Source organism: Spiroplasma culicicola AES-1, assembly GCF_000565175.1.
Taxonomy (GTDB): Bacteria; Bacillota_I; Bacilli_A; order Mycoplasmatales; family Mycoplasmataceae; genus Spiroplasma_A; species Spiroplasma_A culicicola.
In genome coordinates, this window is sequence record NZ_CP006681.1 from 836616 (window position 1) to 855057 (window position 18442).

Here is an 18442-nt window from a genome sequence, read left to right on the forward strand (position 1 = left end):
AAAAAAAAAAAAGTGTGCAATATTTTTTGGACACTCTAATTTTATAACTTTATTCTTCGCTATCATCTTCTACTAAAATTAGATATTCACCTTCTTCTGTCTTAGTAAAAATATTTATCAAATTACTTTTAATATCAATACTTTTATTTAATTTAATATTCATATAAAATTGGTTTCTTAAGACTATACAAATTGCTCCAATTAATGGACTTCCAAATAAAAATCCTAATACAATTCCAGAAGTTAATCCTTTTGTAGATAATCAAATTGCTAATAGTGAAAAACTAAATGCAAATAGAAGAACTACTATTATTGCTGTCATATTTAACTCTCCTTTCTTAAATTCTCTTAAATTATACAAAAAAAAAAAAAAAAACTGTTTTCTGAAATATTTATCTAAAAACAGTAATCAATAATTATTGAGTAATTAATTTTAAAATTACAGGTTCTTGTTCAATTTGATCTGTAATTAGAATTTGTTCATTGGCTTCATTAATAAAACGAGTTTTGTCATCAATATTTGTATATAAAGTCATAATAACTTGACCCGCTTCAACTTTTTCACCATTTACCTTGTTTAAATAAATTCCTGCACTAAAGTCAATATTATCTTCTTTAGTCTCTCTTCCAGCACCTAAATGCATTGAAAGATAACCTAAACCATCTGCTGATTTAAATTTAACATAACCCTCTTTTGGAGCAACAATTTCATGTTGATACTTTGTTGTAAAATATTTTTCATAATTTTCAATCATTGAAAAATCTCCATTTTGAGCAATTACAAAATCTTTTAAGTAATGGGCAGCTGATCCATCTGCTAAAGTTTTATATAATTCTTTTTTAGCAGTTTCTAATGAATTAAAGATTTTTGTTTGAGTTAATGTTAATGCCGCTGCAGTAACACATAATTCATTTAAATCGTCTGGACCTTTTCCATGAAGTGTATCTCATGCTTCTTTTACTTCAATTGCATTTCCAATTGCTCTACCAAGTGGTTTGTCCATATTTGTTAACATAACACTTACATTTCTGTTATATGATTTCCCTAAACCAATCATAGTTGAAGCTAATTTTTCAGCAGAGCTAATATCTTTCATAAATGCACCACTTCCAACTTTAACATCTAATATGATGCTATCAGCAGGTACAACTAGTTTTTTTGACATAATGCTTGATGCAATCAATTCGATTGAATCAACTGTGCCTGTAACATCACGTAAGGCATATAATTTCTTATCAGCAGGTACAACTTCTTTAGATTGACCCATAATTGATAAACCAACTGTATTTAAAATTTCTTTAAAACGAGTTTCTGAAATTTCTCCCGTTCACCCTGTACAACTTTCTAATTTATCAATTGTTCCCCCAGTTTGACCAAGTCCTCTTCCAGACAATTTTGAAACTTTAACTCCAAATTTAGCAACAAGAGGTGCAAAGATTAAACTAGTTTTATCTCCAACTCCCCCAGTTGAATGCTTATCTGCAAATGGTCCTGTAACTCCGTCCAAATTATAGGTAATTCCTGAATTAATCATCGCTTTTGTAAAAGCTGCCAATTCAGTATTTGTCATTCCGTTAAAGCAAACAGCCATATTAAAAGCAGCCATTTGATAATCTTTTAATTTTTCAGAAACATAACTTTCTACAAGTCAGTTAATTTCTTGTTCTGTTAATTCAATGTTATTCTTTTTTTTACTTATAACGTTTGAAAAATTCATGTATTCTTGCTTCTTTCTAACCAATTTCTAATAAAAGAATGTACGATCCTTTTTAACAATTTTTTTTGGTTTTAATTTTGGATCTTTTAAGTCAACATTAATATATTTGTCCATATTTTTTTGAACTTCTTTTTTGACATTTTGAGTTAGAATATCTGTTTTAATTGAGATAAATTTCTCTGGCATTAAAGGTTTACCAAAAATCACTTTAATGTTTAATCTTCCTTTTGGTCTTTTTTCATATAATTTATATGAGTCAATAATTGTAACTGGCACAATTGGTGCATATGACATTTGTGCCAATTTCATACTTGCTCCCAAGAATTCTTGTAATTCTTGTTGACGACTTCTTGTTCCCTCTGGGAAAACTACAACACTTCTTTTATATTCATTGATTAATTCTTTTCCTTCTTTCATGGCATTTAAAGCACTTCTTGGGCTTTTTCTGTCTAAAGGAATATTATCTGTTAGATTCATAAAGTGTTTAAAAATAGTGGCACTTCATAATTCTTCTTTGGCAATAAATGCAACTGGTTGTTGTAATGCAAAATCATTAATTGCCATTAATAAAATGGGATCCATATTTGATTGATGGTTTGGTGCTAAAATAATTCCACGATCTAATCAATTTTCAATTCCAAAAACATGAATATTTACATTTCCAATTTTTAGAACCTTACGAATTTTTTTCTTAACTCAGTTATAGCGATATTCTTCTGAATATGCATTTGGATCATTTTTAATTCTTTTTGTAATTTTTTTAGCTTTAACAACAGTTCTTCAAATACTTCAAGCACTAAAAAATAATCTTGCTTTACTAATTTGATACTTAGATTTTTTTTCACCAGCATTTATTGATTCTTGAGTTGTGTTATTGCTATTTGTAACAATAACTTCTTTTTTAGTAGACATTTTCTTAATACCTCTCATAAATTCTAACTATAAATTCATCAAATTCACTTGTTTGTGTAACTTTTCATAAATTTAGGTCAACAAAAGGAGCGTAGACATCTCCTTTATAGTCTTCTTTAATGTAACTTACCACTAGTTTATTAGCATACTCTAGTGTTAATTCAAAAATTTGCTTTCCACCAATAATTATAAGTTCTTCTTGACTATTTTTAAAGTCTTTTAAGACATTTTCTAATTTATTTGTAAATTTAATGTCTTTATGATCAAAAACCAAATTTTGATTTGTAATAACAATGTTTTGGCGATTTGGTAAAGGTTTAACATAAAGTGAATCTCATGTTTTGCGTCCCATTAAAACTGTTTTATTTTTAGTATATTTGATAAAATGTTGCATTTCTTCTTTGATATTTCAAGGTAATTTCTCGTTTTGACCAATTACTCCCTCATTTGTTTGTGCTCATAATAAAGTAATCATTAAACAGCAACTGCTCCTTTAATTAAAGGATGGGGATCATAATCTTTTAAGACAATATCGCTATATTTAATATCGAAAATAGTTTTATTTTCAAAATTAATTTCAAGTGTTGGTAAGTGCTTTGGTTCACGAGTTAATTGTAAATTCAATTGTTCAATATGGTTCGAATAAATATGAGCATCTCCAATTGTATGAACAAAATATCTTGGTTTTAAACCACATTCAAGTGCAACCAACATTAAAAGTAATGAATAACTTGCAATATTAAAAGGAACTCCTAAAAAAACGTCTCCACTTCTTTGATATAACTGTAAATCTAAAAAACCATCTTTTGAAACATAAAATTGAAATAAACTGTGACATGGAGGTAAAGCCATTTTATCAACTTCAGCTGGATTTCATGCACTAATAATATGTCTTCTTGAATAAGGATTTACTTTAAGATCATTTATTAAATCTTTTAACTGATCTTTTCCATTAAAATCTCTTCATTGTTTTCCATAAACTGGTCCCAATTCTCCATATTTTTGGGCAAATTGATCATCAGTTTTAATTTTTAAAACAAATTCCTCAAGAGTTTCGCCATGATAATCTTGTGATTTTTTAAAGATTTCATAAGGCCATTCATTTCAAATTTTGACATCATTGTCCACTAAATACTTAATGTTTGTATCTCCCTTAATAAATCACAAAATCTCATGTACAACTGCTTTAAAAAAAACTTTTTTAGTAGTTAATAAGGGAAATCCTTCACGTAAATCATAACGAGTTTGAGTTCCAAATTTTGAGATTGTACCTGTATTTGTGCGATCATCTCTACTTTCACCATTTTTTAATATATCTTTTACTAAATCTAAATATTGTTTCATTGCCTATCTCCTTAATTTACTAAATTTAAAGCTACACTAACAGCATAATCTTTTTCATGTGAAATTGAAATTTCGATATGGCTTAAATTATCTGTTAAAACTACTGGTTTATTATCTTTATAACCAATTGATATACTTTTTGGAGCAATATTTAAGTCAATTACTTTAAATATTGCTTCTTTGGCAGCTCATCGACCAGCCAAAAATTGTTTTTTTGCTTCAACTAATGTTAATGCTTCAAAAAACTGATATTCATCTGGATGTAAAATCTGAGCTACATATTTTTCTTCTAATTTAATTCTATCAATTTGAACGATATCTATTCCAATCTTGCTCATTTAATTACACATCCAATCTTGCAAAGTCAAAGTAGTAACCCATTCAATAACCATTATAGTCTTTTGAATTATTTGGATTTCCATTTGTAATTCTTTCACGCACATTTTCATCTAAAAGGTTTCAATGCTCCAATGTGTATTGATTAAAGATTGGTGAAAGTACTGAACCAGTTGGTGAAATTTCAAGACCATCTAAAATGTATTTAGTAGTGTAAAATGATGGAATAAAAGTTGGAATATCAGGATTATTTGTTGCAATTGAATTTACAAAATGTAAATTTCTCAAATAACTGTATGTTCTTTCTGCTTCACGTAAAATTAACTCTAATTCCCTATCTGCTTCACCTTCAGCAACTAATCCAATTTGTACTGATTGATCTCATAAAGGATTTTTATAACTATTAGTTGATGATACTCAATTTCATCAATTTACAAATTCTTTTTGATTGTAATATTCAAAGCCATTTCCTTGTGCTGCTCTTTCATCCATATATGCTTGTAATGAATTCATTAATTCAACACTATTATTAGTATCTTTATTTGTTTCTCCAATTGGATTATTTTTAATTAATTTTGGAGCAACTAACATTGCTTCTGCCATTAGTCTAAATACAGATCTTGAATCTTCGGGCATTAATTCAATACAAGTGGCAACTGGTGCTTTAAAAGGATTATTTGTTGAATAACCTTTTAACATTGTTGTTGAAAATGCATCATAAACAGAGTAAGGAATATTTTGCAATCCTCCACCCTCTTCATTACTATTGTTCATAGCTTGGTTTGCAATTGTAATTACAGGATCTAACAAGTAAGTTTGAACACAAGCATTTGTATACATATATTTGACAACTGGTAAAACTGGTATATCAGTTGTAACTTTACGTGAAATTGCATATCGTTTAAATGAGTTTCCATTTTTGGCTCATTCAACTTGTTCTTCTTCACTTAAACGTGAAAAATCAAGAACACCAATTCTTTGATGTTCAAATCCCAAAACAGGTAAACTAAAAACTGTACTTAAAATCATTGCAAAAGTCATTCCTAAAGCAAAACCATTAAAAGCACCTAACATCATATCTGCAGAACCAACAATACGCATTCTTCGCATTTTTGCTCTCAATCCACGATAAAGTATAAAACCAACTAAATTAACAATGACAAATATTAAAAAACAAAAAATTATATATAATCCCAAAGCTACTAATACCTTTAAAAATTCACTTCCAATATTTCCTCAACTAATTTCACCAAGTTCTTCTTGAGAAACACCAAACAAATTAGTTAAAATCGAGGTAAAAAGATCTCCGATACCCTTCCCAACTTCATCAAATACATCACTTATTCCGATTTTATTCATTAATTTCATAACCGGAGCACTTGTTGCATTTGTTAATAAAGTTGGAATAAACATCATTAAAATAACTGCTACTAGTTCTAAAGCTAAAATATAAAAAGTCATGAAAAATCCACGTCTTAAACCAAACATTACACTACCAATAATTACTGATACTGCAATGATGTCATATAACCATCAAGGTCCAATATTTATGATCATGGTTTTTCACTCCTAACTATATTTGATTATAACAATATTTTATTATTTGTTTACAATAAGATAAACCAATAGTATTATTATAATAATGATGGGATGGGAAAAATAATGGCTTCTTTAAGTTTTAAAAAAGTTGATAAAGAAATTATTGAAAATATTTTAAAAGAAAATAAACCATATTTTCAAGAAATTAAAAATCCTACCCTAAGTGCTTTAATAAAAACAACAAATAATGAAACAATTAGTATTTTTAAAAATAAAACAGTTCTAATACAAGCAGATAATCCAACTGATTTTGCATTACGTTATAAATTAATATTTAAAAATAACAGCCAAGCAGTTCAAGCAAAACAATTACCAACAGTTGTCAAATTAATAAGTCCTGAAATTATTAATAAAGAAGAAACAATTTTAGGATGTGATGAAGTAGGAGTTGGTGATTTTTTTGGTCCTTTAGTAACTTGTTGTGCCTATGTTGCTAGTAGTTTTAAAGATGAATATCCAAAAATATATTCTAAAATTAAAGATTCAAAAAAACTAACTAATTCTCAAATTTATGAGTTATATGAAGATTTACAAGGTAAAATTGGCTTTTCAGTCTTTATTATGGACAATACCCTTTACAATCATTTATATGATTTGTTTAAAAATACCCATAAATTAAAAGCCCTAGCTCATAATCAAGCTTTGTTAAATTGATTTGAAGCAAATAGTCAAGATATGTATTATAGCAAAATAGTTATGGATAAATTTGTAGAGGCAAAGCATTACTTTTCATATTTAAGCGATCGCAAAGAAGTGATTCACGATAAAATGGAATTTCACACTAAGGCAGAAGATAAATATATTGCAGTTGCATGCGCAAGTATTATTGCACGCTATCATTTTTTAGAAAAAATTAAAATGTTAGAACTTGAGTTTAAAGTTGAATTACCACTTGGAGCAAATAATAGTGTTAAATTAAAGGTACAAAAATACAAAAAAAATAATTGAGATGTAGTTCATCATTTTACAAAAATGCATTTTAATAGCAAGATTACAAATTAAAAAGCGACTTAGATATCTAAGTCGCTTTTTTAAATGCTAGTCTAAATGATACTTAATTATTTAAATAATAATCTAAGTATTGTATGTTATCCATACAACATTAGTTGGTATCTAAATACCAACTAATTCCACCGATGGACGCAGTGGTAAAATGTATTAAATTACTAGCGAACATTTGCATACATTTTATTTGTGTGTTAAGAATAACACATATAAATTTTAAAACATTTTTTAAAAAAATGTTATTTTTATTCAAAAATTTTTATTGAAACTGGTTTTTTCAATTCCAAAATAATTCCAGCTTCTGTCAGCATTTTTTTTGATATATTATTTTCAACACTACCCTCATATTTATCTGATGAATATATTATTTTTTTTATTCCTGATTGAATAATACTTTTTGAACACTCATTACATGGAAATAATGAAGTATACATGATTGTGCCACGTAAATTTTTACCAGCAGATAAAATTGCATTTAGTTCAGCATGAACAATATAGGGATATTTAGTATCTTCTCATTGGCCTTCACGTCCTCAAGGATATAAATCATCGTTTAATCCTCTAGGAAGTCCATTATAACCTGTTGAAACAATTTGTTTTAAATCATTGACTATCACAGCTCCAACTTGAGTATTTGGATCTTTACTACGCATCGCATTTAATTGAACCATTGCTAAAAAATATGTATCTCAGTCAATATAATCTTTTCTTTTTTGCATAATTTAATTTCCTTTATTTGTACTAAATAGAATGCAAGTTAAGAGTTTCATCAATTCAATAATGCCAACCATTATCTTTTAAGAGAATTTCATTTACTTTATCAACTGATAAAATTCCATGTCTTGCATACTCAATTAATGCATAAATTGTTGTTCCTTCTGGTGCAAGAGAATAGGTTGGAATAAAAATACAAATTATAGGCATTAAAATTAATCCCACTAGCATGATAATTGGAAATGCAAGATAAAAGTCTGGTTTTGAATAATCATATGTAAATAACATAGTCATTGATCCAGCAATTCCAGCTGCTGCAACAATTAAGATTAAATCATATCCACTTTTAAAGAATAGTGCATATAAAATCATAATAATTATAGGCATTAATAGTCTATTTTTTGAAAATAATGTAATTGGATCATTTTTTTTGACTCAAGTTGTTACTCCTAAAGAAGCAATAACAGATGCCATAAACCCTAAAATTCCACTAAAGACAACTCCAGGTACCATCACAGAAACAAATAAACCTGTCATTGGATAAGTAATAAACATTATTAAAGCAAATTTTCATGAACCAATGATTCCTTCAGTATATTTTGAAAGTTTTAAAACCATTGCACCCATAATAATTGTTTCAAATAAAAATCCAATTATTCCTAAAGACATTGTATTAAATCCATAAGTAAATATTCTTCAATATTGGCCAGCATAAATTGTTAATGCTTTGTTTGTTCCTCCAAAGAATAATGAAGAAACATCAGAGTATTGTAATCAGCTTCCCCCAGCTATAAAGAATCAAAAAGCAAAACATACAATTGGAATTACAAAGAAAATTAAAGTCAGTCCCATAGATACAAAACTATTTGATTGCATTCTTGAAACTAAATTTTTAAGTTTAATATTTGAAGATTTACTTGGATTTTGTAATGTTTCAAGCATTTCTTCTTCACTCATTTGTTCTTCATCTTTTTCTGGTTCTTTTAAATTAACAATTTTGGGATAATATTTTCCCAATTGAGTAACAATATTATCAAAAGAAGAAATACAAATTGAATTTTCAATTATTTGATCAGTAATAATAATGTTTAATACTTCAATATGTTCTCTTTTAGCAGTTTTTAAACTTTCTTTCAATTGCTTAAGTTCTTTTTCATTATCTGCTTGACCAATAGAAATCACAATAATTTGATTTCTATTTTTTGGATTAATTAAATAGGAAATATAATTATTACTAAATTCATTATTTGCTTTGTATTTTTCAACTTTAATAAAGTAGTGGACTAAAGATAACTTAATATCATTATTTGAAATAGCCATTTTAACACCTAGTTTTCTAACTCTTTTATTTTAACATTAATTTCTTCTGGTAATTCACAACTAAAAACTTTTTTTTCTTGACTAATTGGGTGAATAAATTCTAAACGTGCTGCATGTAAGTATTGACCAAATTCAAGCTTCATATCTTCTCTAAATGCATATAAAGGATCTCCTACAACTGGGTGTTTAATAAAAGCCATATGAACTCTAATTTGGTGTGTTCTTCCAGTTTCAATAATACATTTTACAAGTGTATGATTTTCAAAACGCTGCATCACTTCAAAATGAGTTTTGGCATATTTTGAATTAATGTCTGTCACTGTCATTTTTTTGCGATCACCCTTGCTTCTTCCAATTGGTGCATCAATTAAACCCTTGTTTGGTTCAATCACTCCATGAACTAAAGCAATATATTCTTTGTGAATTTCATTATTTGCCAACATTTGAGTTAAAGCTTTATGAGTTTTATCATTTTTTGCAACCAACATTAATCCTGTAGTCATTTTATCTAAACGATGAACGATACCTGGGCGCAATACTCCCCCAATTGAAGATAAATCTTTGATATGATACAACAATCCATTAACTAAAGTATTATCTGGATTTCCAGCAGCTGGGTGTACTACTAAACCATTGGGTTTATTAACTACTAATAAATCTTTATCTTGATAAACAATTTCAAAAGCAACATCTTGTGCAATTGCATCAATTATGTCAGGAGTTTTTGGTTCAATTGAAATTTCATCATTTGCTAATAAATTATATTTATTTGAAACAATATTTTGATTTACAAGAATATAACCTTCTTCAATTAATTTTTGAACATAACTTCTTGAAAAATCATATTCTTCTTTTAAATAATCGGTTACAAACTTATCTAATCTAATTGAACCTTGTTCGACTGTAATTGTGATTTTATCCATAAACTATTTCTCCTGCTTTATATTATTATTTTGACGATACTCTTTTTTAAATGCTTTTCAATTTTGTTTTAATTGTTTGCGATCATGTAAATATACTTTATATATGTTTCATTGTTGATTAATTTTTTGTTTTTTAACATCATTTAAATAGTTATTTTCTAAAACTTCCAAACTTGTTAAATGGTTTTCATAACTTGCAAAGAATACTTCTTCTTTTGAAATAATTCAACGATAAATTTCAACAACGATAAATCAAATTAAAAATAAAATTAATAATCCTACAGCAATATTAACAAATAAATCTGCAATATTAAAAATATAAGTATTTGAACCTCATAAATTAAAGTCTCATTGTAAAAAGTCAACAACTCCGCCCTTTTCTCCACCAGGTATTTTAATTGGAGCTCAAGCACGTGCTATTAAATTACCAAGACTTCCAGCAAGCATTACATTTACTGCATTTAATCATTTTTTGTCTTGAAGAAAAAATCATGCCCCAATCAAAAGAAGTGTCACTCCAGTTGCTAATAATATTGCCAATGTAGGATTACCTGCATTCATTCCAAGAGCAGCTCCTGGATTAATAGTATAACTAAATTTTAATAAACCTGGTATAAATTCAATTTCTTGACCTTGTTGCATATTTGCAGCAACTATTCATTTTGAAATTCAATCAAATAATACTAAAGTTATTAAAATTGGTGTCATTCACAATAATTTATAGCGAAATTTATAATTATAATTCTTTAAAAACAATTTTAAATTGTTCATAGTATTTCACAACCTTAATTAATTACATCATAACATCTTTGACAGATGTCTTCTACTAGTTGGTCAAAAATTGCTCAACAACGTTGACATTTTTGCCCTTCTTTTAATTGAACATTTACATCTCCAATTGTGCCATTTACTTGATCTGAATCAGAATTAAATTCAATTGAATTAACAATTAAGATTTGACTTAAATCTTGAATATCTTTTAAAGCACTAAATTGGGGTTTTAAAGTAATATTAATTTTTGCTTCAAATCCTTTTTTAATAATTTTTTCATTTCTTGCTTTTTCTAAAGCTTCATTGACATCATCTCTCAATTTTAAAACATTATTTCATATTTCAATAAATTCTTGAGATTGTTTAAAATCTTGAATTTTAACGTCTAATAAATGAACTGATTGTTCGTGATCAATATTTGTAATATTTTGATAAACTTCTTCAATTGTGTGAGGAATAATTGCTCTTAACATATCAATTAACATTCACAATTGTTCATACATTACAGTTTGCACTTGTCTTCTTCTTAATGAATCTTGTGCTTCAACATAGATAATATCTTTAATAAAGTCTAAGTAAAATGAAGATAAATCATTAATCACATAGTTATTTATTAATTTAAAAGCATTATTAAAATTGTAATTATCAAAAGTTTCAATAAATTTTTCTTTTGTAACTGTTAAATTATGCAATGCAAATTTATCAACATCGCTTAATTGAGTTTGATAATTTTTAATTGGATCAAAATCAACAAGATTTGAAAGAATAAAACGAATTGTATTTCTAATTTTTCGATATGATTCAGCAATTTGTTTTAAAATTTCTTTTCCAATTCTTTGATCATCAGTAAAGTCTGTTGAACAAACTCATAATCTTAAAATATCACTTCCCAAATCATTGGCAATTTCTAATGGATCAATTGTATTTCCAATTGATTTAGACATTTTTTTACCTTTTTCATCATTTGTCATTCCATGAGTTAAAAGTTGTTTATAAGCTGGTTTACCATCATAAATAACAGAGTTAATCATTGATGAGTTAAATCATCCACGATATTGGTCATTTCCTTCTAAGTAAACATCAAATGGTCTTTGTAAACCAAAATTTTCTTGCATTGCAATATTTGAACTTCCAGAATCAAATCATACATCTAAAATATCTTTTTCTTTTTCAATATTTTGGTTTTTATATTTTTCTGGCAAGAATGTGTCTGTTGGCATTTCAAATCATGCATTTGTCCCTAATTTTTCAATTTGTTCAATTGCATAATTAATAGCTTCCATATCCATAATTGGTTGTTTTTTTGCATCATAAAAAGCAATGATAGGAACTCCTCATAGTCTTTGACGACTAATTGTTCAGTCATTTCTATCTTTAATAATATTTCTTAATCTTTCTTTTGATCAACTTGGATTTGTTGTCACATTTGCAACAATAGTTTTGTCAATTTCTTCCTTAACAGGTTCTAAACTTACAAATCATTGATGAGTTGCTCTATAAATTACTGGTTTTTTAGTTCTTCAATCATGAGGATATGAATGTTTTACAAATTTAAGTTTTAATAATAATCCTTTATTATCTAATTCAACTCCAATAATTTTATTGGCATCTTCATAAAAAACTCCTTCAAGACGTGAATCCTCAATTGTAACATCAAATTTTCCTTGATCATCAATTGGAGCAAATGCTTTAATTCCATTTGCATTAACAATTGCAAAGTCGTCTTCTCCAAATCCCCCTGCTGTATGAACTAAACCAGTTCCAGCCTCATCAGTTACGTGATGACCAATTACTACAAATCCTGTTTTATTTTCAAATCAAGGATGTTGATATTTTAAGTTTAGTAACTCTGAAGAAGATAAAGTTCTAACAACACTATAATCTTGTCACCCAATTGTTTCCATTGCATTTGCTAATAAATTAGTTGCAAAAATATATTTTTTATTAGTTTCATTATTGATAATTTCACTATATTCAATGTCTTGTCCCACTGCAATTAATTGGTTTGAAGGAATTGTTCATGGAGTTGTTGTTCAAATTACTAAGTGAGAATCAACAAAATCATTATTTTCAATAATAGGACAAGCCACAAAGATTGTTGGTGATTTTACTTCTGCATATTCAATTTCAGCTTCTGCTAATGCAGATTCACTAGAAGGCGATCAATAAATTGGTTTTAAATCACGATAAACTAATTTTTTTTCAACCATTTTTGCAAATAATCTCAATTGACTAATTTCATAATCATGGGTTAAAGTAATATATTTTTTATCATAATCTGTAAAAATACCAAGTCTTTTAAATTGGTTGCATTGGTTTTCAACTTGTTCTAGTGCATAAGCTTCACATAATTTTCTAAATTCGGCTGCTGGCATTGATTTGCGATCAACTCCAGTTTTTGTAACAGCTGTCTCAATTGGTAACCCATGAGTATCTCACCCCATAATATATTGTGAGTTAAATCCCGTTGAGTTTTTTCATCTTACAATAAAGTCTTTTAAAATTTTATTTAATGCATGACCAACATGAATATTTCCATTTGCATATGGGGGACCATCATGTAAAGTAAATGATGATTTTTTTGAATTTAAAGCAATTTTTTGATTATAAATATCTTGCTCTAATCAAGTTTTTTCAATATTTGGTTCCTTTGTTTTTAAATCTGCCTTCATATCAAAATTTGTTTGCTGAATTAATAATGTTTCTTTATAATTTTTTTCCATAATTATTTTCCTTCCTTAAATTAAAAAAACGCTCCCTATATAAAGGAGCGTATGATCGCGGTGCCATCCTTAGTTATGCATATTAAAAAATAATGCACATCTTTTTTGTTCTATAACGCGAACACCGCAAGAGTTCTACTAAGATTAATTTAAATCTGTTCTTCTCCTAATTAAAATAAGTGATAATTTTATATTCGTCTTGTTAGTTCACACCACCCACTAACTCTCTGAAAAAACGAAACTATAAAACCTTGTCTTATTCGTTTTCTGAATTTTGTCATTTTTTATCTATAAAGGCTTCTTCATATTTTTTATATAGTCAACCTTGTTTTTCTTCATCTGCAAATTCATTATCATTTACAAACATACCACTAAATCCAATAAATTTTTCCTGTTCTTCAGGTAATAAATTTTTAAATGCTTCAATAAAATTTGCATAATGGAAATTGGTTTTAAATAAACCAGTTTCATCCTCTCCAGGTTCACCAGAAATATTAATGTTTACTTGAAGTGAAGCTTGATCACCTAAATATTTAATCCCATTAGCATTTGATCAAAGTGAATTTGTCAATGATTTCATATATGCATACATAAAACCAGATTTTTGACTAATAATTGTTCTTGATATTTTATCTCCACGTTTATATGCAACTTCTTCTCTTTTTCATGTATCTTCACCAGTTTTAACAACTTCTTTTAATTTTATATCTTCTAGCATAGTAAAACTAAAACCTTCAAATATATTAAATGTAGAAGGTGCAATAGTATCAGAATAACCATTAAAGCTATCAATTAAATCCCAATAAGTCATTCCTTTAATATCATAATTTGATTTTTTTAATCCATCAAATGTAGTAGTTAGTGAAATTAAGAATTCTTCTCCCTTAATTCAATGTTCTAATTTGATCTCACGTAAAACTTGAGAAAATACTGCTTTTGTAGTTTTATCATGGATTGCTTTACCAGCAAGGTTTAAATCAATACCATTTAATTGATATCTTTCAATTAAATTAGTCTCAATACTTTGTTTAACTTCATCTTTTTGATTTCATTTGAAAATCATACGATCTGCACTTGAACCTCCAATTGAGGCAGTATATTTAATATCCTGGTTTCCTGATTCTCTTGCAGTTAGAAGACTTTGACCTGCGTATTCTTTTTTACATGTTGTATCTTTTCATTGTCCTTCTGATTCAACAGCAATTAAAGATTCAGGATTTAATGTACAAATATTTTCATTACCATTAACTCATAAATCAAATGCTGGATTATATTCGGCAGCAACAGCATAGGCTAAATTAATAATGTCATATTTATGATAGTCTTCTTCATACTTACGATCGCTTCCAACAACTGTTGCTTCCTCTGCTCAATTAGAATTTAAATTTTGTAATTGTGCTGTAGTACCACCATTACCTCAGCCGTATCAAAAACCAGTTAACATATTTTTTGTTTCTTCAGTTTCATATGTTAACAGTGATTCATCTACTCTAAATTGAATTGTTACTGCTCCAGTTGTTATATTAGAAAGAGCTGCCCCTTTCATTCTCGCAGTTCATTTATCATTTGAATTTTCTTGTTTTTGAAAATTCTCAAAAGTTATACTTGCAAACATTTCTAGTTCTTTATCAGATAAATTATTGATATCTGCATTTTTTTCTATTAATGCTAAAATTAAAGCTCTTTGTGTTGGTTCACCTACAACAATGTCTTTAACATTAAAACCATATGAAGTAATTGATTTTGCACTATTTCCAAAACAAGAAACAGTTAATGTTGTTGTACTAGCACTTAAACTTAGAACAGCCATTAAATTAAGTAACTTTTTCATATGATTTTCTCCTTTTTAAACAATTATATTATAAACAAAAATTAGCCTATTTAATAGAATCTACTATCTTTTTACTAATTTCTTTGATTTCTTCTTTATTATACAAAATAGTATTAATTTCTTTAATATGTTGTTTTATATTTTCACTTGAAGAAGTTTCAAGTGTTAAATCCTTTAATATCTCTTCTAATTTTTGCTTTAAACCATAAGCAATATCAATAGTTTTAATAATAATTCTTTCTGAATTGTGACGAGCAACTTCATAAATTTCTTTAGTTTTTAAGACTCCATTATTAATGTAGTTTTCTTTTTGATGAAATGATTCTAATTTCAATTCTAATTGCTCAATTTTTTCTAATAATTCTTTTTCTGACATTATAAATGACCCTCAAAATTTCAATTTAGAGAAATTTCACTTGTCTTTTCAAATTTCTCTCTAAACTCTTCATTTAAACCAACAATAATATTAAATAAAACGTCAAAGATGATCATCTCACCTGGAACAGAAGAAATTGAAGGATATTTAATTTTATCCATATTCAATGTTTGAGTTTCAATGATATATGCAGCTTTGGCACATTCTTCACCAATTAAATCTCTTGTAGTATCTGTATCTGTTGTCAAGATTAATAAAGGAATTCCTTTATTGTGAGTTCATTTAATTGACTCAATAATTTCTTTAGTTCACCCTGTTCTTGTAATAAAAACACAAAAATCTGTTTTATTAAAGAAAACAGCACGCTGTGCAAATGTATGAATATTTGAAACACGAGTTGCGTCAATATTAATTCTTGCCAAATTTAAAACAAATGAATTTGCAGAAGTTTGTTGTTGTTCAAGACCAAATACAATTACTCTTTTTGAAGAATAAATTCTTTTAGCAATTTCTTCAACCAATACTGGATCTAAAGCAGTTAAAGTTTCATTAATTGTAAATAAAGCTCCTCCTCTAACATTATGAATGATTTGTTGAACAGTTTTATTTTCTCCCAATTTATAATATTCAGATTGCATTCTTGATTTTTCATATACAAACATTTGAGTTGATTTAAAACTTTTAAAACCTAACTTTTGACAAACTCTTGTCATTGTACTTGGACTGACATTACTTGCTTTTGAAACTTCTTGAATAGAATGACTGCAAAAATAGTCTGGATTGCTATTAATTTGATTTACAATGGCCTCTTCTGTTGCATTTAATTTTGCAGAATCTAAGTTAATTATTTTCATAAACTACCCCTTTATCTTTTTCTTTTTAAAATCAATTTTTAAGTCATCTTCATTATCTAAACGATATCCCATTTCTTCAAGATGATTTTTTCTTAGTTCTTTGATTTCTTCAAAACTAGTACATCTTTTAATATCTCTAATATACTTAGTTGATAATTTTAAAACAATATTTGAACCATAATTGTCCTTTTTATTGTTATTGACCTTTATTATTATAACTACTATTAACAATATTAGAAATATTAAAATAAATGTAAGTGTAATTAAGTAAGGAATAGCTAGATTTTGCCCTAAATGTCAATCAACTTCATATTCAGGATTACCAGTATAAACAAGATTTGTAGCATTTACTCATCCAGCTTGCATAACGTTCATCATGTAGCGTAAAGGAAAAAAATATAAAATAGTATTTAACCAAGAATAATTAGCAATAATATGATAAGGATAAGCACAACCCAATAGGTTATAGGCTAAAACATAAATTAAATTAACAATAATCATTCCTTTTGTTGAATCTTCAACAAAGCGATATGTTGTATAACTGATCAAAACAGTTAAAAATCATAATAAAAATGTAGCTGTTAGAAACATATTTCAATTGACATTTCCAATAATTGCTTTTTGACTTGGATAAATTAATAAAGTTGAACCAATCATTACAATAATTAAAACTAAATTAATAGTAAAATTTGCAACAATATTAGCTATTGGTCTAATTAGGGGATGAGCAGGTGTATATCTAATCATCATTGCAAATCCACTACTTTTATGTGCAGTTAGACCACGATAAAATAAGTGCATTGAATTTCTAACAACCATTGCTCCAACTGCAGAAGCAAGAATAAATGGATCATTTTCTCGATACATTAATCACATAAATAAAATAAAGTGCATTAAAATTATTCCCAAGAAAATATTTATTGGTGAACTAAAAAAAGTAATTAAAGATAATTTATAAAAACTAAAAAACATCTTTGACTGTTTTTTAACAAAAACTTTTGTTTCTTTTTTCATTTCTTTCACCTCTTTTAATTACTATTCTTTATGCTGCTTTTTGCGCAATTCTTTATATTGATTTTGTAATTCTTTATAACTTTTGTTGACTGAATCTTTTACTTTTACAAGTTCATTTAATTCATCAATACTTGTAGTTCGTTTAATAGAATAAATAATTCCCAGATGCTTATTTTTATTAATATATTGCTTATATCTGCGATTTTCAAATTCAAAAGCATGTTTAAAAATAAAATACAAAATCATAAAAGAAATTGCAATAATTACTAATGCTACTAAATATGGGATTCACAATTGGTCGTGATATCCAAAATCAACTTCTTGCATTTTTGGATCATTAATCCATCCACTTGCCATAATATTTAAAACATACCTTTGTGGAAAAATGTAACTTATATAAATAATGGCATCAATTTTTTGTAACTCATTATATGGAATTCCCAGTCCCAATAAATAAACTGATCCAAAATAGTAAACGTTTCCTATAACATGTGCTCATTCTAATTTTTTAGTTAAAAATGAAATAATAAATGCAAAGGCATTAGACATAATTAGTAATAATAAATATCCAGATAAAAATAATCATCAATTAACATCAACAACTGCTGCTCTTTGGTCTGAATACAACATTGCTATTAAAAATAGCACCATAGTTACAATAATATTTGCTACTTGATTAAATAAAATCATTGTAAAAAAGACAAAGCTTTTAGAAATATTACTTGAAAACACTTTGTCAAAAAATTGAGTGTTTTTATATTCGTAAATCGTACGAATAAAATTAAATAAACAGTTTCTAATTCCACAAACTCCAAGGGCACTTGCTAAAACGAATTTATCATAATTTAAACCCTGATCACTGCCAGTTTCTTTAAATGTTAATCAAACAAGCAAAGTAATTAATGTAATAATTCAACCAGAAAATAAATTAAAAATATCTTTTTTATAGTTTTCGAATTGTAAAACTCAGATTTGTTTAAATAAACTTCATTTATTTCTCAC

The 18442-nt window shown here is 27.1% G+C and carries 18 protein-coding genes; 1 reads left to right on the top strand and 17 read right to left on the bottom strand.

Annotation, left to right across the window (positions count from 1 at the left end; all coding sequences use genetic code 4):
* Positions 1-49: 49 nt before the first annotated feature.
* From SCULI_RS03850 to SCULI_RS03880, 7 genes are all read right to left on the bottom strand, one after another.
* Positions 50-322: a hypothetical protein gene (locus SCULI_RS03850; RefSeq protein WP_025363325.1), complete on the bottom strand. Its 273-nt coding sequence runs from the start codon at positions 320-322 to the stop codon at positions 50-52.
* Positions 323-416: 94 nt separating this feature from the next.
* The gene (locus SCULI_RS03855) at positions 417-1718 is read right to left on the bottom strand and encodes a thymidine phosphorylase (protein ID WP_025363326.1); all 1302 of its coding nucleotides are present in this window, start codon (positions 1716-1718) and stop codon (positions 417-419) included.
* A 27-nt stretch (positions 1719-1745) separates the two neighbouring features.
* Complete coding sequence (locus SCULI_RS03860) at positions 1746-2630, bottom strand: lysophospholipid acyltransferase family protein (RefSeq protein ID WP_053230334.1); 885 nt, start codon at positions 2628-2630, stop codon at positions 1746-1748.
* A 4-nt stretch (positions 2631-2634) separates the two neighbouring features.
* Positions 2635-3105, bottom strand: a complete 471-nt coding sequence (locus tag SCULI_RS03865) for a dihydrofolate reductase (protein ID WP_025363328.1) — start codon at positions 3103-3105, stop codon at positions 2635-2637.
* Positions 3105-3974: a thymidylate synthase gene (locus SCULI_RS03870; RefSeq protein ID WP_025363329.1), complete on the bottom strand. Its 870-nt coding sequence runs from the start codon at positions 3972-3974 to the stop codon at positions 3105-3107. Before SCULI_RS03870 ends, SCULI_RS03865 begins: the two co-directional genes overlap by 1 nt.
* Before the next feature lie 11 nt (positions 3975-3985).
* Positions 3986-4312 carry a holo-ACP synthase gene (locus SCULI_RS03875; RefSeq protein WP_025363330.1) on the bottom strand — a complete coding sequence of 109 codons (327 nt, stop codon included), beginning with the start codon at positions 4310-4312 and terminating at the stop codon, positions 3986-3988.
* 4 nt (positions 4313-4316) lie between these two features.
* Positions 4317-5867: a hypothetical protein gene (locus SCULI_RS03880; protein ID WP_025363331.1), complete on the bottom strand. Its 1551-nt coding sequence runs from the start codon at positions 5865-5867 to the stop codon at positions 4317-4319.
* A gap of 105 nt (positions 5868-5972) precedes the next feature.
* Here SCULI_RS03880 and rnhC point away from each other — a divergent pair, with 105 nt between their 5' ends.
* On the top strand, positions 5973-6911 hold the full coding sequence (gene rnhC / locus SCULI_RS03885) for a ribonuclease HIII (protein ID WP_025363332.1): 939 nt from the start codon (positions 5973-5975) through the stop codon (positions 6909-6911).
* Positions 6912-7159: 248 nt separating this feature from the next.
* Here the strand turns inward: rnhC and SCULI_RS03890 are convergent, their stop codons facing one another.
* From SCULI_RS03890 to SCULI_RS03935, 10 genes are all read right to left on the bottom strand, one after another.
* The gene (locus SCULI_RS03890; RefSeq protein ID WP_025363333.1) at positions 7160-7633 is read right to left on the bottom strand and encodes a deoxycytidylate deaminase; all 474 of its coding nucleotides are present in this window, start codon (positions 7631-7633) and stop codon (positions 7160-7162) included.
* 22 nt (positions 7634-7655) lie between these two features.
* A complete protein-coding gene (locus tag SCULI_RS03895) occupies positions 7656-8948 on the bottom strand; it encodes a rhomboid family intramembrane serine protease (RefSeq protein WP_025363334.1) in 1293 nt (430 codons plus the stop codon).
* 8 nt (positions 8949-8956) lie between these two features.
* Positions 8957-9871, bottom strand: coding sequence for an RluA family pseudouridine synthase (locus SCULI_RS03900; protein WP_025363335.1), 915 nt, complete (start codon positions 9869-9871; stop codon positions 8957-8959).
* Positions 9872-9874: 3 nt separating this feature from the next.
* Complete coding sequence (locus SCULI_RS03905; protein ID WP_053230335.1) at positions 9875-10642, bottom strand: signal peptidase II; 768 nt, start codon at positions 10640-10642, stop codon at positions 9875-9877.
* Positions 10643-10656: 14 nt separating this feature from the next.
* The gene (ileS, locus tag SCULI_RS03910; protein WP_025363337.1) at positions 10657-13365 is read right to left on the bottom strand and encodes an isoleucine--tRNA ligase; all 2709 of its coding nucleotides are present in this window, start codon (positions 13363-13365) and stop codon (positions 10657-10659) included.
* Positions 13366-13621: 256 nt separating this feature from the next.
* Positions 13622-15196, bottom strand: coding sequence for a hypothetical protein (locus SCULI_RS03915; protein WP_025363338.1), 1575 nt, complete (start codon positions 15194-15196; stop codon positions 13622-13624).
* A 46-nt stretch (positions 15197-15242) separates the two neighbouring features.
* Entirely contained in the window at positions 15243-15572 is a 330-nt protein-coding gene (locus SCULI_RS03920; protein ID WP_025363339.1) for a hypothetical protein, read from the bottom strand.
* On the bottom strand, positions 15572-16426 hold the full coding sequence (locus tag SCULI_RS03925) for a MurR/RpiR family transcriptional regulator (protein WP_025363340.1): 855 nt from the start codon (positions 16424-16426) through the stop codon (positions 15572-15574). Before SCULI_RS03925 ends, SCULI_RS03920 begins: the two co-directional genes overlap by 1 nt.
* Positions 16427-16429: 3 nt before the next feature.
* Complete coding sequence (locus tag SCULI_RS03930) at positions 16430-17440, bottom strand: hypothetical protein (protein ID WP_025363341.1); 1011 nt, start codon at positions 17438-17440, stop codon at positions 16430-16432.
* A gap of 21 nt (positions 17441-17461) precedes the next feature.
* Positions 17462-18442 (bottom strand): ABC transporter permease, encoded by a 981-nt coding sequence (locus SCULI_RS03935; protein ID WP_025363342.1) that lies wholly within the window; start codon positions 18440-18442, stop codon positions 17462-17464.